The sequence below is a fragment of the Rhodococcus sp. ARC_M12 genome, assembly GCF_022810385.1.
GTDB lineage: Bacteria > Actinomycetota > Actinomycetes > Mycobacteriales > Mycobacteriaceae > Rhodococcoides > Rhodococcoides navarretei.
On the sequence record NZ_JALGQI010000008.1, the window covers coordinates 99498 to 123940 of the forward strand.

The 24443-nt window shown below is 65.9% G+C and carries 19 protein-coding genes; 11 read left to right on the plus strand and 8 right to left on the minus strand.

Translation table 11 applies throughout. The features are described 5' to 3' along the window. Nucleotides 1-291: 291 nt before the first annotated feature. The 3 genes from MTX35_RS12095 to MTX35_RS12105 form a co-directional block, all read right to left on the minus strand. The gene (locus MTX35_RS12095) at nt 292-783 is read right to left on the minus strand and encodes a flavin reductase family protein (protein ID WP_243595199.1); all 492 of its coding nucleotides are present in this window, start codon (nt 781-783) and stop codon (nt 292-294) included. 147 nt (nt 784-930) lie between these two features. Further along, complete coding sequence (locus MTX35_RS12100) at nt 931-3222, minus strand: VanW family protein (RefSeq protein WP_243595200.1); 2292 nt, start codon at nt 3220-3222, stop codon at nt 931-933. A gap of 229 nt (nt 3223-3451) precedes the next feature. Then, nucleotides 3452-4756 (minus strand): helix-turn-helix domain-containing protein, encoded by a 1305-nt coding sequence (locus MTX35_RS12105; protein WP_308198123.1) that lies wholly within the window; start codon nt 4754-4756, stop codon nt 3452-3454. Nucleotides 4757-4904: 148 nt separating this feature from the next. Here MTX35_RS12105 and MTX35_RS12110 point away from each other — a divergent pair, with 148 nt between their 5' ends. From MTX35_RS12110 to MTX35_RS12130, 5 genes are read left to right on the plus strand one after another with little or no spacing between them, the layout of a single operon-like run. Continuing rightward, on the plus strand, nt 4905-5726 hold the full coding sequence (locus tag MTX35_RS12110; protein ID WP_243595202.1) for an ABC transporter ATP-binding protein: 822 nt from the start codon (nt 4905-4907) through the stop codon (nt 5724-5726). Next, nucleotides 5716-6438 carry an ABC transporter ATP-binding protein gene (locus MTX35_RS12115; protein ID WP_243595203.1) on the plus strand — a complete coding sequence of 241 codons (723 nt, stop codon included), beginning with the start codon at nt 5716-5718 and terminating at the stop codon, nt 6436-6438. The genes MTX35_RS12110 and MTX35_RS12115 overlap by 11 nt, the downstream gene beginning before the upstream one ends. A 26-nt stretch (nt 6439-6464) precedes the next feature. After that, on the plus strand, nt 6465-7343 hold the full coding sequence (locus MTX35_RS12120; RefSeq protein ID WP_243595204.1) for a branched-chain amino acid ABC transporter permease: 879 nt from the start codon (nt 6465-6467) through the stop codon (nt 7341-7343). A gap of 1 nt (nt 7344) precedes the next feature. After that, nucleotides 7345-8388, plus strand: a complete 1044-nt coding sequence (locus MTX35_RS12125; protein WP_243595205.1) for a branched-chain amino acid ABC transporter permease — start codon at nt 7345-7347, stop codon at nt 8386-8388. After that, nucleotides 8385-9704 carry an ABC transporter substrate-binding protein gene (locus MTX35_RS12130; protein ID WP_243595206.1) on the plus strand — a complete coding sequence of 440 codons (1320 nt, stop codon included), beginning with the start codon at nt 8385-8387 and terminating at the stop codon, nt 9702-9704. Before MTX35_RS12125 ends, MTX35_RS12130 begins: the two co-directional genes overlap by 4 nt. A gap of 138 nt (nt 9705-9842) precedes the next feature. Here the strand turns inward: MTX35_RS12130 and MTX35_RS12135 are convergent, their stop codons facing one another. After that, entirely contained in the window at nt 9843-11186 is a 1344-nt protein-coding gene (locus MTX35_RS12135; protein ID WP_121871259.1) for an acetyl-CoA C-acetyltransferase, read from the minus strand. A gap of 83 nt (nt 11187-11269) precedes the next feature. Here MTX35_RS12135 and MTX35_RS12140 point away from each other — a divergent pair, with 83 nt between their 5' ends. Both MTX35_RS12140 and MTX35_RS12145 read left to right on the plus strand, forming a co-directional pair. After that, on the plus strand, nt 11270-12616 hold the full coding sequence (locus MTX35_RS12140; protein WP_243595207.1) for a 3-oxoacyl-ACP reductase: 1347 nt from the start codon (nt 11270-11272) through the stop codon (nt 12614-12616). Next, nucleotides 12613-13470, plus strand: coding sequence for a MaoC/PaaZ C-terminal domain-containing protein (locus MTX35_RS12145; RefSeq protein ID WP_243595208.1), 858 nt, complete (start codon nt 12613-12615; stop codon nt 13468-13470). The genes MTX35_RS12140 and MTX35_RS12145 overlap by 4 nt, the downstream gene beginning before the upstream one ends. Nucleotides 13471-13537: 67 nt before the next feature. On the opposite strand, the gene MTX35_RS12150 is transcribed toward MTX35_RS12145, so the two are convergent. Both MTX35_RS12150 and MTX35_RS12155 read right to left on the minus strand, forming a co-directional pair. Next, entirely contained in the window at nt 13538-14140 is a 603-nt protein-coding gene (locus MTX35_RS12150) for a TetR/AcrR family transcriptional regulator (protein WP_032377568.1), read from the minus strand. A gap of 62 nt (nt 14141-14202) precedes the next feature. After that, nucleotides 14203-15378, minus strand: coding sequence for a glycoside hydrolase family 3 N-terminal domain-containing protein (locus MTX35_RS12155; RefSeq protein ID WP_243595209.1), 1176 nt, complete (start codon nt 15376-15378; stop codon nt 14203-14205). Between the two features lie 151 nt (nt 15379-15529). Here MTX35_RS12155 and MTX35_RS12160 point away from each other — a divergent pair, with 151 nt between their 5' ends. From MTX35_RS12160 to MTX35_RS12170, 3 genes are all read left to right on the plus strand, one after another. Then, the gene (locus tag MTX35_RS12160; RefSeq protein WP_243595210.1) at nt 15530-15997 is read left to right on the plus strand and encodes a universal stress protein; all 468 of its coding nucleotides are present in this window, start codon (nt 15530-15532) and stop codon (nt 15995-15997) included. A 103-nt stretch (nt 15998-16100) separates the two neighbouring features. Then, on the plus strand, nt 16101-16271 hold the full coding sequence (locus tag MTX35_RS12165) for a DUF2613 domain-containing protein (RefSeq protein WP_082073827.1): 171 nt from the start codon (nt 16101-16103) through the stop codon (nt 16269-16271). 22 nt (nt 16272-16293) lie between these two features. Then, the gene (locus MTX35_RS12170) at nt 16294-20541 is read left to right on the plus strand and encodes an alpha-(1->3)-arabinofuranosyltransferase (protein WP_243595211.1); all 4248 of its coding nucleotides are present in this window, start codon (nt 16294-16296) and stop codon (nt 20539-20541) included. Here MTX35_RS12170 and MTX35_RS12175 read toward each other — a convergent pair. Beyond that, complete coding sequence (locus tag MTX35_RS12175) at nt 20519-21667, minus strand: acyltransferase (protein ID WP_243595212.1); 1149 nt, start codon at nt 21665-21667, stop codon at nt 20519-20521. The genes MTX35_RS12170 and MTX35_RS12175 overlap by 23 nt on opposite strands. Before the next feature lie 166 nt (nt 21668-21833). On the opposite strand from MTX35_RS12175, the gene MTX35_RS12180 reads away from it, so the two are divergent. After that, on the plus strand, nt 21834-22967 hold the full coding sequence (locus MTX35_RS12180) for a DUF3068 domain-containing protein (protein WP_243595213.1): 1134 nt from the start codon (nt 21834-21836) through the stop codon (nt 22965-22967). Between the two features lie 242 nt (nt 22968-23209). Here the strand turns inward: MTX35_RS12180 and MTX35_RS12185 are convergent, their stop codons facing one another. After that, the gene (locus MTX35_RS12185) at nt 23210-24424 is read right to left on the minus strand and encodes a polysaccharide biosynthesis protein (RefSeq protein ID WP_243595214.1); all 1215 of its coding nucleotides are present in this window, start codon (nt 24422-24424) and stop codon (nt 23210-23212) included. Nucleotides 24425-24443: the final 19 nt, after the last annotated feature.

A 24443-nucleotide genomic window follows, 5' to 3' on the forward strand; every position in this document is an offset into this window, starting at 1 on the left:
CGTACCAGTTGTCCGGCCTGGTTCTGGTCTCGATCTCGCAAACGCGCGCGCATTTGTCAGAATTGCGCGGATTCGCCACCTATTTCGCGCGCGTTCAGCAAGTGCGCGCGCGTTTGCGAAGACGGGGAGCCGCACGGGCAGAGCCGAGCAGGGGCCGAACTGAAGCCGAGCAGGGAGCCGAACTGGAGCCAAGCAGGGAGCCGCACGGGCGGGAGCCGAGCAGGGCAGGGCAGGACGGGGCCGAGCAGGAGCCAAAAGGGGCCGAACCGGCGAAGCGTAGTCGAGCAGCCGCTATTGCTGAAGTTTGCGGAACTTGCTGCCGTGGAACACGATTGGATTCACTTCACTCTGCACGTCCAGGGAATGTATGCGCAGCAGCACTATTGCGTGGTCACCCGCCGGGATTTGCTGCTCGATGGTGGTGTCCAACCATGCAGTGGCCCCGACGATGAAGGCTGCTCCCCCATCGGTGATGGTGAGATCGAGACCGGCGAATCGGTCGCCAGTTTTGGCCGCCAGCGTGCGGACGGCGTCGTTGTGCGCCTCGCCGAGAACGCTGACTCCGATGCTGGGTGCCAATTCGAGTTTCGGCCAGGTCGTCGACGTATTCTGGATGCACACCGCGACGAGTGGCGGATCGATGGACACCGATACGAAGCTGCTGGCGGCCAGGCCGACCAGAACGCCGTCCATCTTCGCGGCGATCGCGACGACGCCGCTCGGGAACTGCGCGTACGCCTCACGAAGCGTCTGCTGATCGAGGACGGTACGTGTGAGCGTCATGGACGAAGCTCCCTTTCGATCTCGTGGTGCACCCCGCGTGGGCACAGTTCTGCCGAGCGGACACTTACTGCAAGCAAACACCCGATCGGGCGGCGACGCCACAGTCCGAATCGACGTGATCGGAACGCCACCATCGCGCGTGCGGCGTCACTCGTCGTCGCCCGGCTCCGGATCCGGGTCCGGATCTGCCGCGCGGTCCGGAGCGGGATCCGGGCGATCGGGCTCGACGCACCTCACGATAGGAATCGGGTCGTACTTCACCGTCCTGGTGTTCCGCGAAATTTCCCGGCCCGACGCCGCGTCGCTGATCACCCTGGTATCGCTGGCGGTGAATCCTTGGCCTCCACCGGACGCGACGCAGCCGTCACCGGCGGGCAGTGTCACGGTGTTCGGTGACGTGAAATTGGTGCGCGAACCGGTGATCGATTCGACGTCGACCGTCTTCGTTCCCCACAGCCGAACGGTGACGCTGGAGGAATCGGCGAACGACTGGATCACCACGCCGGTGTCGTTCGGGTTGGTGAACTTCAGGTCGATGGCACCTTCGAAGACCGTCGCTTCACGCGCCTCGGGGTACCGGCTGATGTAGTAACTGTGCTCGGTGTGGTCGGTGTCTTCCATGCCTGCGAAGTACGACGCGTTGTACAGCGTGGTCGCGAACTGGCTGATGCCACCGCCGACGGCACGATCGGGTCGGCCGTTGTCGATGATCCCGGACTCCACGAAGCCCTGCGCAGTACCTCGCGGGCCGGTGTATCCGTTGAGCGAGAACGTTTCCTTCGGCTTCACGAGCGCACCGTTGACGATGTCCGCCGTGAGCCCGATATTGACGCCCGACGCGTACTCGAACCCACCGGTCGTGTATTCGGCAATCACTTCTCGCACACCGAGATTCTGCGCGTCCTCGGTGGTGAGAGCGGGCGGAGCCGGTTCGTAGATCGCCTCGGTGGTGCGGGGCCCGTCCGCAGACAGCAGCGCGGGTAGTTGCTCAAGGGTCTTGCGCCACTCCACCAACTCCCCCATTTCACCGGGGACGACGGTCGGCGCACCCCCGGAGAAGGTGAACGACGCGTCCTTCGGCGGCACTTCGGTGCGCACCAGTTGCGGCGCGAGAAGGCCGGTGGCCACGTCGGTGTCGTAGATCGGCGTCAACCCGCCCTGGCCGTCCGGGTCGAAACGCAGAACCTCGCCCACCCGATCCGTCGGCAGAGTCGCATCGACGTCCTGCCGACCGGACACGATCACCGGTGCCTCGACCGCGGGAACGGCGATGTCGGCGAAGGCGCGATCCACCGCGTCCTGCGTGACCGTGACGGGTGTGGATTCGTATACCACTTCCGTTGCGCCCGAGGCCCATTCGGTCTGCAAGTTTCGACGTGTCCCGTCGGCGTCCAGGTCGCGGCCGGACAGTGGTGCGACGGCGATCGGGGTGCCGCCGTCGAACACGACGTCGCCTTCGACGGGCGCGCGATCGGTCTCGGCGCGCAGTCCGTCCACGGCAGCGGTGAGTGCCTGCTCGTCCGTAGTAGAGACGACACCGATCTCGCGGCTGCCGAACAGCGACGTCAGACGAGTGATCGGGTTGATCGGCTGCGACCCCGCACGGTCGAGCGTCGCATTCCAATCCACACCGAGGCCGGCAGCGGCGGGGAGTACCTCGACCTGCCGGTCGCCGACGTCGACCAGTACGGGCTGCTCGGCACGCGCACCCAACTCGGAGCGCAGAAGCGCTTCGGCGTCGGAGTGGCTCTTACCGCCCACCTCGATTCCGGCGACGGTCACGCCGCGGGGCACGCGGTCGCTCGAGGTGATCCAGTCCGCCGCGTACAACAGGGCCAGAACGGCAACCACCGCGCCGGTCCCGATGGCGATCTTCCGCCACGGCGGCACGAATTTGGACCCATCGCTGGGCTGCGAGTCGTCCTCCGGCGGAACCACGGGGGGCTGGACCGGCGACTCGGGTCGGGGAGAAACATCTGTCTCAGTAGGAGCATCCGTGTCAGCAGGAATTACAGGCTGCGCGACGGTAGGCGATTCGTCGGCTGCGGGCGGCGGCTGCTGGTCCGTGATCGGATCGGTCTCGGCGTCCCCCGAGTCGACTGCAGCTGCGTGGGCTTCGGTGGCCTCGGCATCGTCGACGACCGGATTTGCCGCGACCGAATCTCCACCGACCGACCCAGCCTCGACCGACCCGGGCTCGTCGACATCGGTTTCGGCGCCGGAAGGCTGCTCGGCCTCGGTTTCCACCTCGGACTCGGCCCCCACCTCGGACTCGGCCTGCACCTCGGACGATTGCTCCGCCTCGGGTGCCTGCTTCGAGCCGTCGGCCCCGTCGCGGAGTGCCCCGAAGACCTCGGTGGGAGCGTCGTACGGCGGTACGTCGGGTTTCGGTTCGGCACCCTCGGGCGCGTCACCCGACCTACTCTTGCCCTCGCTCACGTTCGACCCTTCCAGGACCACCGTTGGTTGTCGATCCGCCCTTCTGCGTGGCGTACCCCGCGCACGAGCTTACGCAAACCGAACGGTGGCGCTCATTCGGAGACCGTCGTCACCGGTAACGAGAAAGGCTCCGCGCTGCTGCCGGGTCGGGGGTCAGGCAGCAGTGCGGAGCCACTGGGAATATAAGCGGACCCCGGTCCTTCGTTACACCGACTCGAAAATTGTCTCGTCAATTCATTCGGTTGAATGACGCCCGAGGCGTCGAACTGTCCCCTTGCCCGACGGCCCGAGCCCAATGACCCGTCCTGACCAGCGCGAGAGTGAGCAGCAGCCGATCTCGTGGATCGGTCAGATCGTGACCGGTCAACTCCTCGATTCGATGGACCCGGTAGATCACGGTGTTTCGGTGGCAGTACAACGCCTTGGCGGCATTGGTGGGCGAACCGTCGGACGCGAGCATGTGGGCCAGAGTGTCGAGCAGCGTTTCTCGATGCGGTTCGGGGTGCGTCCACAAATTGCCCAGCGCGTGGCGCACCAACAATTCCGAGGACTGATCGTCGGCCGCCATGATCACGCGCGGCAGTCGATCCGTGGCCAATGCCACGCCGCTGTCCTCGGTGATGGTCTCGGCCGTCAACGCTGCCAGGCGATACGCCGCCGCGAACGACGACACGCCCTCCGGCGAATGCGCGACCCCGACAGGCCCGACGGCCCGAGCAGCGAGGGCGTCGACGACGGAGTTCCACGATCCCGTTCCGAGTGCGACGAGCGCGAACTGGTGGCCGTCCCTGGTGTTCCAATGCGAGACCGCGCCGATCTGGTCCAACGCGTCCTCGGGTGCCGGGAGCGGAGGTGACCCCTGATCGTCGAGCGGACCGACCACGCACGCGATCTGCTGCGATGCCGAAAGGCCAAGGGTGGCACGTGCTTCGATGACGAACGCCGGATCACCGCCACGCCCCGATCGAAGGCCGTCGAGAATCACCAGAACGTTGGCGAGGTCGCGCTGCTGCATTCGGGCGCTTTCCTGCCGGTACGCCTCGACCAGAGTCTCGTATTGACTGTCGAGCGCGCGCCACAACTGCCGACCCGCAGCCAGCAACAGATGTTCGTCGATGCTGGTGCGACGCTGCTCGCGCTCGAGCATCAGCTCCTCCCACAGCGTCCGGCTACCGAGGGTGTACGCCTTGAGTACCAGCTCCATCGGAATCCCTTGGCGTGCGCGCTCCCGGCCGGTGCGACGCCACACCTCGCGCGCGTTGTCGCCTGCGGTGGACAACCCCGACAGCGTGCGCAGACCTTGATTGATGTGCTCGCGGGTGCTGCGACGAATCTCGCCTGCGATGTCCGGAGTGGAACTGGCCAGGTACGCCGGCTCCTGCTCGATCAACGCCAGCGTGATCGAGTCGGCGATCGAATCCGCACGCGGCGTCAGAGCCGCCCATGCGTTTCGAATCTTCTCCTGATCGGAGTCCGTCACTGCTCCGCGGGCAGCCGACCGCGTCGATACACGTCGACCGTCGGGAGCACCCACCCGCACAGTTTTGCGCATTGAGCCCACATCCCAGGGTGATTTGACCGGTACTGGTGCCCTGGGACCCAAACATTCTGTGCGCAGCGCCCATATCGCCCGTTGTGCGGGACGCACCATAGTGAACGCAACAGATTGTGAGGTGCATCACTTGAACTCTCTCGACACGATGGATCCGGTTCTCAGCATGACGGACGTCGAGGTGGCGTTCGGCGGTATCGTCGCGCTCTCAGGAGTCAGCATCGACGTGCGACCCGGCGAAGTCCTCGGCGTCATCGGACCCAATGGGGCAGGCAAAACGACGTTGTTCAACGTTGCCTGCGGGCTCGTCCGTCCCCGCTCGGGAACGCTCGGCCGACACGGCGAAACGTTGACCCGCCTACGTCCGCACGACCTGCCCCGCCTCGGTATGAGCCGGACGCTGCAGGGACTCGGACTGTTCGACCGGATGACCGTTCTGGACAACGTCATGGTCGGAGCCGACCGCACGGCTCGTACCGGCATCCTCGCCGGTCTCCTCGGCCTACCGTCGAGTGCCACCGACGATGCGGCGGTACGCGCCACCGCGATGGCCACTCTGCAGCGACTGCGAATCGACGACTACGCCCACCGCTTGCCGCCGAGCCTGCCGTATGCGGTGCGCAAACGCGTCGCGCTGGCACGCGCTCTGGTCAGCGAACCGACACTGCTCCTGCTCGACGAACCCGCATCGGGACTGTCCAGTGACGAGATGAGCGAACTCGGCGACGAGATTCGCTCTCTCGCAGCACATTCCACCGATTCTCACCCAGAGAGACCGGCAACGTCGGTCATGCTCGTCGAGCACCACATGGACCTCGTCATGAGCGTGTGCGATCGGATCTACGTACTGGACTTCGGCAAGGTCATCGCCCAGGGAACGCCCGATCAGATTCGCGAGGATCCCGCCGTGCTCGCGGCGTATCTCGGAAACGACGTGGCTCATGAAGACTGACGCTGCGCACCTGACCGTCACCGACCTGACCGTTCGATACGGACCCGTCACCGCCCTCGATTCGGTGTCGATGACCGTCACGGCCGGGGCGATCACTGCCGTTCTCGGCGCGAACGGAGCAGGAAAGACGACCTTGCTTCGCACGATCTCGGGACTGCTGAAACCGGTGTCGGGACGGATCGAACTCGCTGGAGCCGACATCGTCGGTGTTGCACCGGATCGCCTGTCTCGCAAAGGGCTCGCGCACGTTCCGGAAGGCCGAGGGGTGATAGCCGAACTGACCGTCGACGAGAATCTTCGGCTCGGCGCTCTGGGCCGCAACCGAAGTCACGACGCTGTCAGCCTCGACCGGATCTACGACATGTTTCCGCCCCTGACCGGTCGTCGGGCGTCCTCCGCACACACCCTGTCCGGCGGCGAGCGGCAGATGCTCGTGATCGGTCGAGCACTGATGGCGACCCCGTCGGTTCTTCTGCTCGACGAGCCGTCCCTCGGGCTCGCACCGAAAGTCGCAGCGCAGATATTCGAGACGCTGCGTGCGCTCGTCGACTCCGAATCGATGACCGTCGTGCTTGTCGAACAGAACGCCCGCAGCGCGCTGTCGATCGCCGAACACGCCGTCGTCCTGGATCTGGGCAAGGTCGCGGTCGAAGGTCCCGCCGACTCGTTGGCCGGCGACGACGCCCTCCGACACGCCTATCTCGGGTTCTAGAGCAAGCCGAAAGGACGCCTGCCACAGTGCAACAACTGCTCACCATCCTCATCAACGGCGTGACGACAGGCATGATCTATGCCGCCTTCGCGCTGGCCCTCGTACTCATCTGGCGATCGACACGCATCGTCAACTTCGCCCAGGCCCCGATGGCCATGATCACCACGTACGTGGCACTGGTCGTCATCGACGCCGGCTATTCGTACTGGATCGGATTCGGAGTCGCGCTCCTGTGCGGCCTGCTGCTGGGAGCCTTGACGGAGCGACTCGTCATCAGATTCGTCGACAGCTCGTCGCACATCAACCCGGTCATTCTCACGCTCGGGCTGTTCATCATCATCCATGCTGTGGCCGCCATCGTCTTCGGCAACCAATTCCGTTCCTTCCCAGCACCGTTCGGACTCACAGGGCAGCGGATCGGCGACGTGAACGTGGCGTTGACCGGGTACGACATCTTCAAGATCGTCGCCGTCCTGGTGGTCCTGGGCTTGCTGATTCTGCTCTTCCGATTCACCGACCTGGGATTGAAGATGCGGGCGAGCGCATTCGAGCAGGAAGTCGCCAAACTGCTCGGCGTACGGGTGAGCCGAATGCTCACGCTCGGTTGGGCTCTGGCCGCAGTGGTCGGATCGCTGGCCGGTCTGCTCATTGCGGGCGGCTCACTGGTGCATCCGGGCTACATGGACTCGATCGTCGTATTCGGTTTCGTCGCAGCGGTTCTCGGTGGCCTGGACAGTCCGGCGGGTGCAGTGGTCGGCGGCCTGCTGATGGGCATCGGGCTCAGTTTCGTCAGTGGTTACCTCGGCCAGGATCTGGTGTCCAGCGCGGCCTTGGTGATCCTGATCGTCGTCCTGCTGGTGCGACCGAGCGGGTTGTTCGCCAGCGCAGCGGCCAGGAGGGTGTGACATGAACGCAACTCTCACTCGCCTCGCCGCCACCCCGGTACGACGCCATTTCCTCTGCGCTGTCATCGGTCTCGTTGTCATCGTGCTGGCGCTCGAGTCGCTGAGCACCTTTCGTCAGAGCCAACTCACCTCGGTCGCCTACCTGGCCATCGCGGCCGGCGGACTGACGGTGCTGACCGGGCTGAGCGGCCAACTCTCGCTCGGGCACGGTGCGTTCATGGCGGTCGGTGCGTACACCGCGGCGCTGATGTTGCGGGCCAATGATTCTGGGTGGTCGGTACCCCTCGTGCTGCTCGCCGCCACCGTGATCTCGGCCGTGGTGGGCGTCGTGGTGGGCGTTGCCGCCGCCCGACTGCACGGGCCGTACCTGGCCGGTGCGACGCTCGCGCTCGCGGTCGCCGTTCCTGGCCTGGCCCTGTACTTCTCGGACTACCTCGGCGGCGAACAGGGACTGGTCGTCCCGGCACCGGAAGTGCCGAAGCTGATCGACGACATGATGTTCTTCGTCACCGGAAACGAGCTCAGTGGCACCAAGTTCGTCGCCTACGTCAGCTGGATACTGCTCGTCCTCGTGTTCTTCCTGCTGGCGAACGTCTCGTCGAGTCGAATAGGACGTCGCTGGCGGGCCGTTCGAGACGACGAAGTTGCCGCCGAGTTGTCCGGTATCGACCTCGGGCGTGCACGCATCCTCGCGTTCGTCGTCAGCGCGGCCTGCGCGGGCGCGGGCGGCGCGGTTCTCGCGATGTCGGCACGAATCGCGGCACCGAGCGGATTCACGCTGACCCTGTCACTGACGCTGCTCTCCGCCGTCGTCATCGGTGGGCTCGGCACCCTGTCCGGAGCACTGATCGGAGCACTGCTGCTGACGTACATCCCACCGGTCGTCACCAACCTCGGGCTCGATCTCGGGCTGAGCAGTCTGCAATCCGCCGAACTCGCACCACTGGTGACCGGAATCTTCACCGTCCTCGTCATCCTGTTCGCCCCACTGGGTTTGGTGGGCACGTATCGCAAGTTACGGACAACCAGAAAAGGAATGAAATGAAAAAGTTCGGATCGGTGGCGTTCAGAACGACCGCGCTCGTCGCCGTCGTCTCGTTGGCCGCAGCGTGCGGTGCAGGTGGCCGAGACGAGGCGACGGAATCATCGGAAGGGTCGACGGTCGGCATCACCGACACCTCGGTGAAGATCGGTGCCCACTTCCCGTTGACCGGGGTAGCAGCGCCCGGATACAGCGAAATCCCCACGGGCGCACAGGCTTACTTCGACTACGTCAATGCCGCAGGCGGCATCAACGGCAGGCAGATCGAGTACGTGGTTCGCGACGACTCCTACGATCCGACGACCACCACCCAGGTCGTCAACGAACTCGTCCTGCAGGACGAGGTGTTCGCCGTCGTCGGCGGACTCGGCACGGCGACCCACAGCGCGGTCATCGACTTCCTCAACGAGGAGGGCGTACCCGATCTCTTCGTCTCCTCCGGCGCGATCATGTGGGGCAACGATCCCGAGAAGTACCCCAACACCTTCGGCTGGCAGCCCGACTACCAGGTCGAGGGCAAGATCATCGGTGACTGGGTGACGAAGAACCGGCCCGACGCCAAGGTCGGACTGTTCCTCCAGGACGACGACCTCGGCCGCGACAGCGAAGAGGCGGTGCGCCAGTATCTCGACGATCAGATCGTCGAGGTCGTGCGATACACCTCGGGCAACACCGACGTCGCACCTCAGATCGCGGCCCTGCAAGGTGCCGGAGCAGATCTGATCCTCGGCTTCAACGTTCCCTCGTACACCGCCCTGAGCCAGCTGACAGCCATGCGGCTCAACTACGACCCCGAGTGGTTCTACAGCTCGATCGGTTCCGACGTCGACCTCGTCGGCTCCCTGCTCGGACGATTCTCCCAGGGTGCGGTCACCGACGGCGCGCAGTCGCTCGAAGGCATGATCTCACTGGAGTACATCCCCGGCGTCGACTCGCCGGAGAATCCGTGGACCCAACTGTGGCAGAAGGTCTGGGCCGAGAACGGAACCGGTGACCCACTGACCAACTACCGCATCTACGGTCTGAGCCAGGCGTACGCATTCGTGCAAGCACTCGAAGCCGCGGGCGAGAACCCCACCCGTGAAGGCATCGTCGCAGCCATTCAGGACGGCGGAATGGACTTCGAGGGACCGCAGTTGGCCCCGTTCCGATACTCGGAAGAAAGCCACCTCGGAATCTCCGGAGCCAGTGTCTTCCAGATCCGCGAAGGCGTACCCGAGTACCTGACTCCGGTGCTGCAGACCGACATCGGTGATTCGGCCGTCGAGGAGTACACCGGCGAGGAATCGACGCCACCGGAAAGCGGCATACCGGGCTGATCGCACACAAAAAAGGGGCACGCATAGGTATGCGTGCCCCTTTTCCACGTGGTGGTCGACAGATCCGGAAACCCCTCGATTACCGGATCCGCCGACCCCTCTGTCCCCCGGATCGTGAGCAGCCGAAGCTGCAAGTGGTCAGCGCTCGATGATGGCGGTGACACCCTGGCCACCGGCCGCGCAGATCGAGATCAGGCCACGGCCCGAGCCCTTCTCGGCCAGCATCTTCGCCAGCGACGCCACGATGCGTCCGCCGGTGGCGGCGAACGGGTGACCGGCGGCGAGCGAGGAGCCGTTGACGTTGAGCTTGCTGCGGTCGATGGAACCGAGCGCCGCGTCGAGTCCCAGACGCTCCTTGCAGTACTCGTCACTCTCGAAGGCCTGCAGAGTTGCGAGCACCACCGAAGCGAACGCCTCGTGGATCTCGTAGTAGTCGAAGTCCTGCAACGTCAGGCCGTTGCGCGCGAGCAGACGCGGAATCGCGTAGGTCGGAGCCATCAGCAGTCCGTCCTTGAACGAGCCGTTGCCGTGCACGTAATCGACTGCCGCGGTCTCGGAATCGACCAGATGTGCCAGTACCGGCAGGTTGCGCTCGGCAGCCCACTCGTCGCTCGACAACAGAGCGGCCGACGCGCCGTCGGTGAGCGGCGTCGAGTTACCGGCCGTCATGGTGGCGTCGCCCAGCTTGGTTCCGAAGACCGGCTTGAGCGTCGCGAGCTTCTCGACGGTCGATCCCGGACGCAGGTTGTCATCGCGAGTCAGGCCGAGGAACGGCGTCACCAGGTCGTCGAAGAAGCCGCGGTCGTATGCCGCCGCCATGTTCTTGTGGCTCGCTGCGGCCAGCTCGTCCTGGTCCTCGCGGCGGACGCCGAATTCCTTGGCGGTGATGGCGGCGTGGTCACCCATCGACAGGCCGGTGCGCGGCTCGCCGTTGCGCGGGATCTCGATGCCGAGCATGCCGGGACGGACGTTTCCGAGGAGCTTGATGCGGTCGGTTGTGCTCTTGGCCCGGTTCAGCGACAGCAGGAACTCGCGCAGTTCGTCATTGACACCGATTGGGGCGTCGGACGTGGTGTCGACACCGCCACCGATGCCTGCGTCGATACGGCCCGAGGCGATCGCGTCGCCGACGGCGATGATCGACTGAAGACCGGTGCCGCAGGCCTGCTGGATGTCGAAGGCCGGGGTGTACGGGCTCAACGCGCTACCGAGTACGACCTCGCGGGTGAGGTTGAAATCGCGTGAATGCTTGAGCACGGCACCGGCGGCGACGAGGCCCAGGCGCTCGCCCTGCAGACCGAATCGCGAGACCAGCCCGTCGATGGTCGCGGTGAGCATGTCCTGGTTGGACGCCAGCGCGTACTTCTTGTCGGAGCGCGCGAAAGGAATGCGGTTGCCACCGACGATTGCGACCGGTCGTAGCTGCTTGCTTGTCACTGACGTCTCCAAACATCGTCGAAAAAGGCCCTGGTGGAGTTTCATCTTACTGGCGAGTAAGTTGGTTGTCGACACCCGGTCGTGCGCCTCGCTCCTCGAGCGAGCAGCGCTGAATGAAAGGTACGACAGTGGCAGCCTCCAAGGGAGCCCCAGATCTCTACTCAACGTTCCTCGCGTCCGCGCCGGGAGCCTTCATCGCCAAGCAGGCCGGCCTGCCGCAGCCCGAGAAGCTGCGCCGCTACAAGGCAGGCGAGCCGCCGCTGGCCGGACCGGTTCTGATCGGCGGCAACGGCCGCCTCATCGAGCCGCTGCGTGAGCTGCTCTCGGACTACCCGCAGTCGCAGCCGCACGACGACAAGCACGGCGGACTGGTGTTCGACGCCACCGGCATCGGCAACGTCGCCGAGCTCGAGCAGCTGTTCAAGTTCTTCCAGCCGGTCATCCGCAACCTGGCACCGTCCGCTCGCGTCGTCGTCATCGGCACCACTCCCGAAGAGACCTCGAGCGTCGACGAGCACATTGCCCAGCGCGCCCTCGAAGGCTTCACCCGCAGCGTCGGCAAAGAGGTCAAGCGCGGTGCCACGGCGCAGCTCGTCTACATCTCCCCCAACGCCTCGACCGGCCTCTCCGGTCTCGAGTCCACCCTCCGCTTCCTGCTCTCGGCCAAGTCCGCATTCGTCGACGGCCAGGTCATCGCCGTCGGTGACGCCGATTCGCAGGCACCCGCATCCTGGGACAAGCCGCTCGCAGGCAAGGTCGCCGTCGTCACCGGAGCCGCCCGCGGTATCGGTGCCACCATCGCCGAGGTCCTCGCCCGCGACGGAGCCACCGTCATCGCAGCCGACATTCCCGCTGCCGGAGAAGCACTCTCGCAGACGGCCAACAAGGTCGGCGGCACCTCGCTGGCCCTCGACGTCACCTCGCCCGACGCCGGAGAGGTACTGAGCAAGCACCTGCTGGAGCGTCACGGCGGCGCCGACATCATCGTGCACAACGCAGGCATCACCCGCGACAAGACCCTCGCCAACATGGACGACGCCCGCTGGAACTCGGTCATCGGCGTCAACCTTGCTGCCCCGCAGCGCATCACCGACGAGCTCGTCGCATCCGGCGCACTCAAGGAGGGTGGCCGCGTCGTCGACGTCTCGTCCATCGCCGGTATCGCAGGCAACCGCGGCCAGACCAACTACGGCACGTCCAAGGCCGGCGTCATCGGCTTGGTCCACGCGTCCGCACCGGTGCTGGCGAAGAAGAACATCACCATCAACGCCGTCGCTCCCGGCTTCATCGAGACCGCGATGACCGCTGCGATCCCGTTCGCCACCCGCGAGGCCGGACGACGCATGAGCTCGCTGCTGCAGGGCGGCGAGACCGTCGACGTCGCGGAGTTGGTCTCCTACTTCGCTTCTCCCGCATCCAACGCCGTTACCGGCCAGGTCGTACGCGTGTGCGGCCAGAGCCTGCTCGGCGCATGAGCGTCGTCCAGCTCCGGGAGCAGCCCAAGACCTCCGAGATATACAGGTCGGCTGCGCTCGGCGCGTTGCCCTTCTTCGGATCCACGTCGTCCACGGTGCCCAACACCGTGTACGAGCTCGAGGGTCTGCGAGTGGACCCCGACAACCTGGCCGGGTACTGCCGCGCGACGGGGTTGCGATTCGGCGATCAGCTCCCGGTGACCTACCCCTTCACCCTCGTCTTCCCGACGGTGATGAAACTGATGGTGTCCAAGGGCTTTCCGTTCGCGGCCATCGGCTCGGTGCACGCCGAGAACGTCATCGAGCAGTTCCGTGGCATCTCGGCCTCCGAGCCGCTGGACATACGAGTGCATGCGGAGAACCTGCGCGAGCACCGCAAGGGCTTGTTGGTCGACCTGATCAGTGAGGTCAAGGTGGGACGCGAACTGGTCTGGAAGCAGACCTCCAGCTTCCTGAGCCTGCAGAAGACCTCACTGTCCGGTGGACCCCGAGAGGCACCGCCCGCCGACGAGGTGCCACCGCCCCCGACCCGCACCCTGCGCGTGGACCAGCGGATCATCAGTCGGTACGCGGCCATCTCCGGAGACCGCAACCCGATCCACGTATCCTCGCTCGGCGCAAAGGCATTCGGATTCCCGAAGACCATCGCGCACGGCATGTGGAGCGCAGCAGCCGTCCTGCAGACCGTCGAGGGCCGAATCCCGGAGGCCGTGAAGTACAGCATCCGCTTCGGCAAGCCGATCATTCTGCCCGCGACGGTGAACGCCTACGCCGATGCCGTCGGTACCGGGTGGGACCTGTCGCTGAAGAACCCGAAGAAGGGCTACCCGCATCTGACGGGAACCCTGCGCTGATTGGCTCGAACTCGAAGTTATGGACGGATTTCCTCGGATTTTCGTCCATAACTTCGAGTTCGGCAGCTCAGGTGGCGGCGGTTTTCTTGCCGGCCAGGCCGCGCCATGCCAGGTTCTCCAGCAGGTCCGCTGCCGCGTCGACCTCTATTTCGCCGCCTGCCACTCGGTCGGCCACGGCCTCGCCGGCCCCGACCAACGCGACGGCCATCAGCCCGAAATTCTGCGACTGCTCCGGATCCCTCGTACTCATCGCGAGCAACCCGGCCGTCAGCTCGATCAGCCGATCACGACTGCTCTGCACCTGTGAGGCGAACGCCTGCTGACCGATCGCCTGACGGTAGAGCACCATCCACGACTTCCGGTTCTCGCCGACGAAGCCGAGGAAGCCGATCAGCGCCTTGCGCAATTGCTCGCGTGGCGTCAGGGTCGGATCTGCAGCGGGTGTCAGAGCTTCGACGAACTTGACGCCCTCGCGGTGGATGCACGCGGCGAACAACTCGTCCTTCGACCCGTAGTACAGGTAGAGCATCGGTTTGGAGATGGCCGCCTTCTTGGCGATCGAATCCATCGACGTCTCATGAAACCCGTTGTCGGAGAACACATCCACCGCCGCGTCGAGCATCTGCTGCTCGCGGACGGCGCGGGGCAGTCTCTTGGTGCCGCCAGCCATGGACCCTCCAATACGTACGAAGTACTAGACGTTACTCCACAGTAAGGTCCAGTACCGCGCAATCAGGCCCCGCACGCCCCCTTGAACCGGGCAACCGTCGCTGCGGCCTCGTCCACCTGACCCGCCGGGAGGCGTCCCGTCGCCACCGCATCCTCGAGGTTGTCCAACACGGCGGGCACCTGATCGGTGGTGAGCCACAGCGCCACGTCGGCTCCCGCGACCAGGGCCGCCTCGACCGCGTCGACGATCCCGAGTCGAGCCGTGATCGCCGCCATGCCGCTGAGGTCGTCGGTGAAGATCGGGCCGTCGAACGGCGCGGCACCGTATCCGACGCCGTCGCGCAGCAACGCCATCGCTGCCGGGCTGATACTCGCAGGCACTCCTGGCTCGGTCAGCCCCGGCACGTCGAGGTGCCCCACCATGACGCCGACTCCGGGGCTGTTCAGCGCTGCGAACGGCAGGAGATCCTTGGCCTTCAACTCGTCGAGCGAAGGAGTCGTCACCGCGCCGGTGTGCGAATCGCCCGAACCCGAACCGTGTCCGGGGAAGTGCTTGATGACAGGCTTGACGCCCGCGTCTTCCAGACCCCGCGCGTAGGCCCCCGCATAATCGATGACGACCTGCGGATCGTCGGAGAACGACCGATCGCCGATGACGGAATCAGCAGGCTGAGCGCTCACGTCGACCACCGGGGCGTAGTCGACGGTGACCCCGAGGTCCTTCAGACCCCGACCGCGCGTCAACGCCTGCTGATACGCCTCGTCCACCGACACCGTCTGCGCCAGCACGCGCGCCGAGGGTGCCTCTCCCAGCAGATCCGCGACCCGCGAGACCCGCCCGCCCTCCTCGTCGATCGTGACCATCGGTGCCACCACGGAGGCGTCGAGCACCTGCGGTACCTCCCGATTGCCGAGCATCGACTCATCGGTCCAACTGCCGACGAAGATGCCGCCGACCTGTTCGGTGGACATGATCTGCACCGCGTCCGCAGTGCCGGTGACTCCCACGGTGAGGAGCTGAGCCAATCGCTGGCGCTCCGACAATCCATCGACGAACGCAACGCAGTCGTCTACGGGCGGCAGTGGTTGCGTGACAGTCGTGTCGATCGGGGTGGTCGTCGACGCAGAGGCCGCAGCCTGCGTCGACGCGACCTGCGTGGACTCACTCGAGCACGAGACCAACAGGCCGACCCCGACCGTCATCACCGCAGCGGACCGAACAGAAAACCGAAGTCGCATGATTCGACGGTAGCCGAGATGGGGAGTGTTGCTGCCACCCCTCCGGTTGGGATCGATGTGGCTTTCTTGCACTCCGAGCGACTGGAAGCCACATTGATCCAGACCGGGGGCGCTAATCTGGACGAAAGCGACATGAGGAGGAGTTCGAACCATGACCGCAGACCTCATCCTGATTGCCTACGACGGCTCCGACAACGCCAAACGCGCCATCGACTATGCCGGACGGTTTCTCACCACCTCACGAGCGATCGTCGTCACCGCGTGGGAGCCGATGGTCCGTCAGGCCGCTCGAATGTCCGGGCTCTCCGGGGTCATGCAGCCCGAGTGGGTGCCCGACGACGAGGCCGAGGATGTCGCGCTCACCGATGCGAAAGTGACCAACAGTGAGGGCGTCGCCCTGGCCGAGGCCGCAGGCCTGAAGGTGGAAGGACAGTGCACCGAATGCACCACCGCCATCTGGAGCGCGATAGTGGAGAAGGCCGACGAGATGGACGTCGACATCATCGTCACCGGTACCCGAGGTGCCACCGGACTACGTGCGTTGCTGCAGAGCTCGGTGGCCGAGCACGTTCTACGACACAGTCATCGACCCGTCCTGATCGTTCCCCCCGGCAAGTAACGCGTCCAGCGGCCTGATGGGCGGATGCGAGTGATACCGTGATGCCCGCGTGGGGGTCCACCTCACCCGCTTCTTTCCTGAGCCGACTGACTGGAGAACCGAGATGAAGTTCGCTGTCCCGGGTGTCATTGCCGCCGTCGTCGGAGCCGTGTTGGGTGCGGGCGTCGTGTTCGGAGTCACCGCAGCCGCAGCCGACAACTCTCGTCCGGATATCGATCGCTCCGGAAACGCCGACTCGTCCTTGCTGAACCAGGTTGAGTACGGCAGCCGCTGACGCTGGTCGCTTTCGTGAATCGATGATCTCGGCCGAGTCGCTCGGCCGTAAGTGGCTTCTCGGCGTCTCGATTCTGGCGTTCCTCCTCACCTTCCTGCAGGTCCCCGGCTTCACCGTCGCCGACACCAAGTACGACCTGGCTCAGAATCCCCTCGGATTTCTCGAGCGCGCCTCCCATCAGTGGAACAGTGCAGCGCCGCTCGGCCAGGTACAGAACCAGGCCTACGGCTACTTCTTCCCGCACGGTGCGTTCTTCGCCGGCGGGGATCTACTGTCGATCCCGCCGTGGATCACGCAACGAATCTGGTGGGCGCTGCTGCTCATCGCCGGTTTCTGGGGAATCGTCCGGCTCGCCGAAGCCCTCGGTATCGGCAGCCGCAGCTCCCGGCTGATCGCAGCGACGGCCTTCGTTCTCTCGCCCCGAGTCATCACCACGCTCGCGTCGATCTCCTCGGAGACGATGCCGATGATGCTGGCACCGTGGGTGCTGATCCCGATAGTGCGGTGTCTGAACACCGAGTCCGTGAAACAGGCGCTCTGGCGACCGGCTGCACAGTCTGCGCTGGCAGTGGCGTTGATGGGCGCGGTCAATGCCGTCGCCACCGCCGCCGCCGTTCTGGTGGCCGTGATCTGGATGCTGACACATCGGCCGAACAGGCGTTGGTTCGTCTTCGCTGGTTGGTGGACGGGCTTCCTGGTACTCGCGACGCTGTGGTGGATCGTCCCACTGCTGTTGCTGGGGAAGGTATCGCCACCGTTTCTCGACTACATCGAATCGTCCGGCACCACCACGCAGTGGACGTCGCTGACCGAGGTGCTGCGCGGCACCGGCAGTTGGACGCCGTTCGTCTCTCCCGAGCGAGTGGCCGGAGCCGTTCTGGTGACTCAGCCCGCCGCAGTCATCGCGACGGGCTTGATCGCGGCGGCTGGAATCGCGGGCCTGGCCATGCGCTCGATGCCCGCCCGCGGCCGGTTGACGATCATGCTGTTCGTCGGACTCGTCGGTCTCGGTGCCGGGTTCGTCGGCGATCTGGACGGTCCGTTCGCGGCCACTGTCCGACTGTTCCTCGATTCCGCAGGCGCACCGCTGCGCAACATCCACAAGCTCGAACCGGTCATTCGAATCCCGTTGGTGCTGGGCCTGGCTCACCTGTTGGCGCGAGTTCCGCTCCCGGGCTCCGCTCCACGGACCCAGTGGCGCGAGGCCGTCGCGCATCCCGAGAAACACCCGATGGTGGCCGTGACCGCGTTGGTCCTCGTGGCCTTGACGCTGTCCACCTCGTTGGCGTGGACGGGCAAGCTCGCGCCGCGCGGCGCATACGAGGCCGTTCCGCAGTACTGGCACGACGCCGCCGACTGGCTCACCGACAATGCCTCGGGGTCGAGCCCCGACGGGTCCGACGCCCAGCGAGCACTGATCGTGCCCGGCGCGCCGTTCGCCCTGCAGACCTGGGGCCTGACCCGCGACGAACCACTGCAGGCTCTGGCCACCACGCCCTGGGCCGTGCGCGACGCCGTGCCGCTCACCCCGCCGGGTGCCATCCGCGCACTGGACTCCGTGCAACGACTCTTCGCCGACGGACGGCCGTCGGCCGGATTGGCCGATACCCTTCTGGGCCAGGGCATCAGCTACGTCGTGGTGCGCAACGACCTCGATCCCGAGGACTCCCGATCCACCCGTCCGGCATCGGTGCACCAGGTGCTCGACGGTTCGCCGGGACTCGAGAAGGTGGCCGAATTCGGTGAGGACGTGTCTCCCGGTGAGGTCGACGGCGTCGTTCTCGACGGTGATCTGCGGCCTCCCTATCCAGCTGTGGAGATCTATTCGGTGGGCGATACGGCAGACATTCCCGCGTCCGGTCCCTACACCGTCGACCTCGACCGCGTCCCCGTGATCCAGGGTGGCCCGGAGTCGATTCTGCGCTCGAACGAACTGCGGAACAGCGGGATTCGCACTCCCGTGCCGGCCGGGCCGACACTGCTGGCGTCGGACGCGGCTGCCGCCGGCATACCCGTCGACTCGGTGACGGTGACCGACACCCCGATGAATCGCGAGACCGACTTCGGCCAGGTCGACAATCACAACTCTGCACTGCGAGCCGCCGACGAGCCGCGACGTTCGCTCAACGAGGTGTCCGACTACCCGGTGTACGGGGCGAAGACGGTGAACGCCGAGTGGGAGGGCGCAACTCTGACGGCGTCGAGCTCGGCGTCGGACGCCACGCAGATCGGCGGCAGCGCCCCCGGCAGCGGTGTCGCCGCCGCGGTGGACGGCGATCTGGCCACCGGCTGGATCAGCAACGGCATCGAACGTGCTGTGGGGCAATGGCTTCAACTGGACTTCGATACCCCGGTACGCGGCGGGTTGCTGCACATGCGCACCAGCCCGGGGACGATCGGCGACCCGGTGAAGTGGGTGGAGATCACCACCCCGAACGGGTCGACGGCGGCGCGCGTCGACGAGCCGGGTGAGCCGATGACGGTGTCGCTGCCGGGCGGCGAGACTCCGTGGCTGCGCATCACCGCGAAGTCGACGGTCGACGGAACCCGGGGCAGCCAGTTCGGCATCAGCGAGGTCTCGGTGGACGACTACTCCGACCGGGACAACCCGTTGCCGGTACCGATCGTGCACCGCGCGGTGCTGCCCGAGACTCCGGCCGGAGCGGCCGTCGACGCCTGGGAACTGGGCCAGGAATTCCCGGGCCGCTCGGGGTGCCTCGACACCGAGGATCGAATCCGGTGCAGCAGTGGACTGTCCAAGTCGCCCGAGGAACTGGGGCGCTTCTCCCGCACGATCGGCGTGCCGATGGGCACCGCGGTCATTCCCGACCTGACGGTGCGGACCCGTCAGTCTCCCGAGCTCGAAGCGCTTCTGGCACAACCGGGTCGACCGTTGGCCCGCGGGGCGTCGGACGTCGCCGACCTGCACGGCTCGGCGTTCGCCGCCACCGACGGTGATCTGCGTACATCGTGGACCGCGCCGGAGAAGTCGATCACCGATCGAGCCGGCACCAACCCCACCCTGACCATCGAATTACCGGCTCCCACACTGGTGGACGGGCTCGAACTCACCCCCAGCCTCGGTGAACTTCCGGCACACCCGACCCGAGTCGCCGTCAACCTCGGCAACGGCCCGATGGTGCGCGACGTCGACACCGACGGCTCGACGACCCTCGAGCTGGCACCGTACGTGACCGACAGGATCGTGTTGTCGATCGTCGACTGGGACGGCGTCCTGGACCGAAACTCGTTGGGCTTCATCCAGTCTCAACCACCGGGTTTTGCCGAAGTGACGCCGCTGTCTGCTGGCGAACCGATCGGCGCACCGTACGACGGCGATCGCGTGATCACCGTGGACTGCTTCAACGGTCCCATCGTCTCCATTGCCGGGCAGACGGTGCGCACGTCGGTGACCGCTACCGCCGACCGATTTCGTTCCGGCGAGCCCATGAAGGCCTCGGTGTGCGACGCCGATATCCCGGTCGACGAGAACTTCGTCAACCCGGTCTCGTTGCCCGAAGGACGCCAGGACATCGTGGTGCAGCCGGGAGCGTCGTTCTTCGTCGACGGTATTCGATTGCGCACCATGCCCATTCCGGCGCAGTGGCCGACGAGCTCGGCGCCGCAGGCCGCGAGAACCACGGCCTGGAGCCCCGATCACCGCGAGGTGACGCTCACCTCCACGACGGAGGATCGCTTGCTCGTGATCCCGGAAAGCAACAACAGTGGTTGGCGCGCAACCACTCCCGGTGGCGTCGAACTGTCCCCGGTAGTGGTCGACGGGTGGCAGCAGGCCTGGATCGTTCCGGCCGGGGCGTCGGGCACGATCTCGTTGGATTTCGCCACCGATCGTTGGTACCGACTCGGCATCTTCGGTGGGCTGCTACTTCTGATCCCGCTGTTCTTCGCGGCGCTGCGTCGGCCGCGTTCTGCGCCGGATGTCGGTCCGCCGCCGCAGCCCTGGCAGAGCGTTCCGGCCGCAGTGGCGGCGCTGCTCGCAGCCGCGATCGTGCTGGCCGGGATCACCGGTGCTGCCGCGGTGGCCGTGATCGGTGCCGGCGCGATGCTTCTGGACCGCCGCTACGGTCCCGCGCTCTCGTCGCGCGTGTTGGTTTCCACGGCAGGTGGATTCACGCTGCTGGCTCCAGCGCTGCTCTCGCTGGGTCCGTGGCGATCTCCCGACGGGTACGTCGGCGGGTCCTACTGGGTGCAGCTGGCCGCGCTGATCGGAATCGTCGCGTTGGCGATCAGTGCGATACGGAAGCCGTGACCGCTTTCTTGCGGGATGCGAGGCGTCGTCGAGCAGGGTCTTCCACCAGGGCGTAGCTCGCCGCTGCCACCGGAATCGACAGTGCGAGAGTCACCGGCAACACGAACCACATCCCGCCCGAGAAGGGGACGATGCCGAACACCGGGAACACGACGGCAAGCACAGCCAGATGCCAGATGAACAATCCGTACGACCAGCGGCCCAGCGTCAGCATCACCGGATGCTCGAGGAAGCGATGCCGACGACCGTCCTCGGCGAGGATCAGTGGGGCGAGCATCGCGAAGGCCAGTATCGCGCCGAGCACGATCTTGATCTCGAACTGCCAGGCCGCCGGACGCACCAAGCCCTGCGGACCCGCCAGAGGAGTCGCCGACAGGGCGAACGCGGCAACCGCGATGGACGACATGACGAATCGGCGACGAGCCAGCCGATGCACCCAGGTCGGTGGCCCCACCGAGATCTCGGCGAGCAGCATTCCAGCCGCGAACCACGGGAAGTAGCCGGGGAGCCAGTTGTCGTGGTGAATGCCGTCGGGAGTCGACACCGGAACGAAGGCCCACGACAGCGTCAGCACCGCAGCACCCAGAATGACCGGGATACGGCGGGCGGCGGCCGCACCGCGCAGGCGCACCATCAGCCACGCGAACACCGGCAGCAGAAGATAGAAGGCGAGCTCGACCGACAGCGACCACATCTGCGTCAAGCCCTGGGTCAGGGTCAACGGCACGAACACCTGAGTGAACGACAGGTTCGCCAGCCACACGCGGTAGTCACCGCCGGCATCGGGAAGAAACATCAGGATCAGTGTCACGCCGACCAAGTAACCGGGCAGAATCCTCGCGAACCGCGATCGGAAATAGCGGCCGAGCGGCTGGGCACTCCCATGACCGCGGGCTGCCGCCGCGTGCGGACGCCACAGCAGGAATCCCGACAGCGAAAAGAAGATCGCCACAGTCAGGTCGAACCTTCCCCAGATATGACCCAGGATCGGCGACGTCGCGCCACCGGTCTGAAAGGCCACGTGGGTGACGACGATTCCGATGCACGCGACGGCACGCATCCCCTCGAGTGACGGGACGAACCCACGAAGCGGGACAACGCTTGCCGAACGGGTCTGGGTGCTCATGGTGGTCTCAAGTGTGCCGTGTCGAACCGGCGCAGACGAGACCGGTGCCACTGTCGACTGTTACTGTCACCTGCGACGTGTCGTACTAAATCGGGCATCGGGTCGGGGCGAACGTGTTTTCCGCCCACGGTGTCTTCCATGAAGCGGTCAACTAAGGAGATTCAGCATGGCGGAGCGCTCAGGGCCGAGCCGGATACTTGCCCTCGTACTCATCGGCTTGGGCGCGTTCCTGGTGGTCGCCGCCATCCTCATTCCCACGTACACGGTGTCGGCGCTGGAGAAGACGCCGTTGGACCTCGAGGTCACCACCGTCTCCACGGGTGAGGGCAGCGTGCTGAATGCGAGTTCCCTCGCAGCCGGTCGCGCCGTCGTGGACCAAAACGTTCCGCTCGTCTCCCAGCGATTCGTCACCGTCGAGGAGCCCTCCGACGCCGACATCATGACCCTGCAGGCCGGCCAGACTCTGCGTCGCAGCGACAAGCAGGCCGATACCGGACTGCTGACCGCAAGCGTCGACCGCGTCACCATCGACCGCAAGACCTCGATGCCCGTCGAGAACCCGATCGGCACCATTCAGGTGGCAGGCGACAAGCCCGCCGAGGAAGTTGCCCACACCGGACTGCAGTACAAGTTCCCGTTCAACGCGGAGCAGAAGAGCTACCCGTACTTCGACGTCAATGCGCGCGCGACCAAGGACATCGATTTCGTCGAGGCAACCGAGCTCAACGGAACGCCGGTCTACCAGTACCAGCAGACCGTCGGCCCGGTCGACCTGTCGACCGTGGTCAACCTGCCCACCAACAAGGTGACTCTGCCCGCCGACACCTGGGGTGTCGAGGGTGGAGCCGAACCGGTGACGATGACTCGCTGGTACGAGAACTCCCGCACCCTGTGGGTCGAGCCCGAGACCGGCGTCGTCGTCAAGGGTGAAGAGCAGATCCACCAGTACTACGCACGTGAAGCAGACCAGCCCGAGGTCGACGTCCTCAATGCTCCGATCACGTTCGACGAGAACACGGTCGAGTACCAGATCCAGCAGGCCAAGGACGGCCAGGATCAGCTCTCGCTCTTCGGCCGCACCGTCCCGATCGTCGCCGGCATCCTCGGCGTCATCTCGCTGATCGCCGGAGTGTTCCTGCTCCTGCGCGGCGGAAACGGTGGACACCGTCAGCCGGCACGGGCCGACAACGCGCCGCGACCGAACCCCGCAGGCGGAGCAGCACCCGCACCGTCCAGCAACCGCGACTGGACGACGGATCGCACGGAAGAGATTCCGAGGACGAACCTCAACAAGGAGTAGGTGCGCTACGCGCAGTGGCGTGGTTGAGTGCCCGTGAGGGCACACAACCACGCCACTCGTCTATGTGGAGACGGGACCCAACTCAGCAATGCTCCCCGAATCGGTGCGGTCACGGTGGCCGGGTCTCGTAGTCGACGGGCTTACCCGAAACCGATTACGCCAGATCGATGGTGCAGAGGTTCACCGCCGCCGCCGCGGCCGAAGGTATTTCGAGCCGACAAGAGGAAGTGTGAACAGGTTCGTCAGACCCCCTGGCGATCCACGCGGTTTCCCCACAACACCAGGCCGCACACCACCACCATCGTCACCGCGGCGGTAACTGCGGCGACGACGACGAACTGCGCGAGTGTCGACGCCACGAACAGCAAAAGCAACACCTCCGCGGCGAGGGCGAACCAGGCGACGAAGGCAAGATGGGTGCGCTCACCCGCGATGGCCCACAGCAGCGCGCTCTGCAGCACGGCCAGGCACGCGCCCTGCAGCACGAACAGCCAGACATAGTTCTGCACACCGGAATACGTATCGCCCACCACCAACGGCAACAGCGGAGACGCCACTGCACCGCCGATCACCAGGACCGTGCCCAACCCCGCGACGACAGCCAGCGCCGATCGCACCGCCGAGGCAGAATGCAGCGGGTTCGCCATCCGCGGATACAGCACAACGCCGACGGCCTGCGGCAACCAGAACGCTGCCTTGGACGCAACGGCCCCGACGGCGTACAGCCCGGCCTCGTTGGAGCTGAGCAGCGTGCGCGCCAGCACCAGATCCAGCGCGGACATTGCGATCAACACCAACTGCACCTGCGACGCCTGCAGCACGGCCAGAACGGTCACCTTGGTTTCCGACACCGAGTCCACCGGCACCCCGGCCGTCCACCGCGCGCCGAGCGCCACCACGCCAATACCCGCCGCCGTGGCCAACAGAACCGAACCGGGGCCACCGCCGAGCAGCAACACCAACACGGCCGGGGCCACCTTGCCGACACCGGCGGCGGCCAGCACGACGCTCAGAGCTCCGAAGCGCCCACGTCCCTGCAGCAAGCCCTGTTCGGCGGCGAGCAGAACCAGCACCGGCGCAGCGACGACCGCCGATACGGTCGCCGCCATCGAGATGTCCATGGCCGCTGACAGTGCGGGGGCCAGCGCCAGAGCGAGTACCCCCACCACCGCCGCACACCGATACCCCACGGTTCGCAGTTCACGAGAACTGCGACCGCGCACCACTTCACGCGCAACAACGGACTGCAACGCCAGGGCCGGAACCGCGAGAACCAGTTGCGCAGCAAGCAAACTCGCGAATTCGCCGTAGCCCTCGACCCCGAGCATCCGGCTCGCCAGAACCTGCAGCAGGTACGCCGCCACATTCGCGAACATCGAACCGGCCGTCACCATCCCCATGCCGGCGACCGACGCACCCGCCGTGGGGTCTGCCTCGGGCGAGGCGCGGAAAGACATGAGCCCACGGTATAGGGTG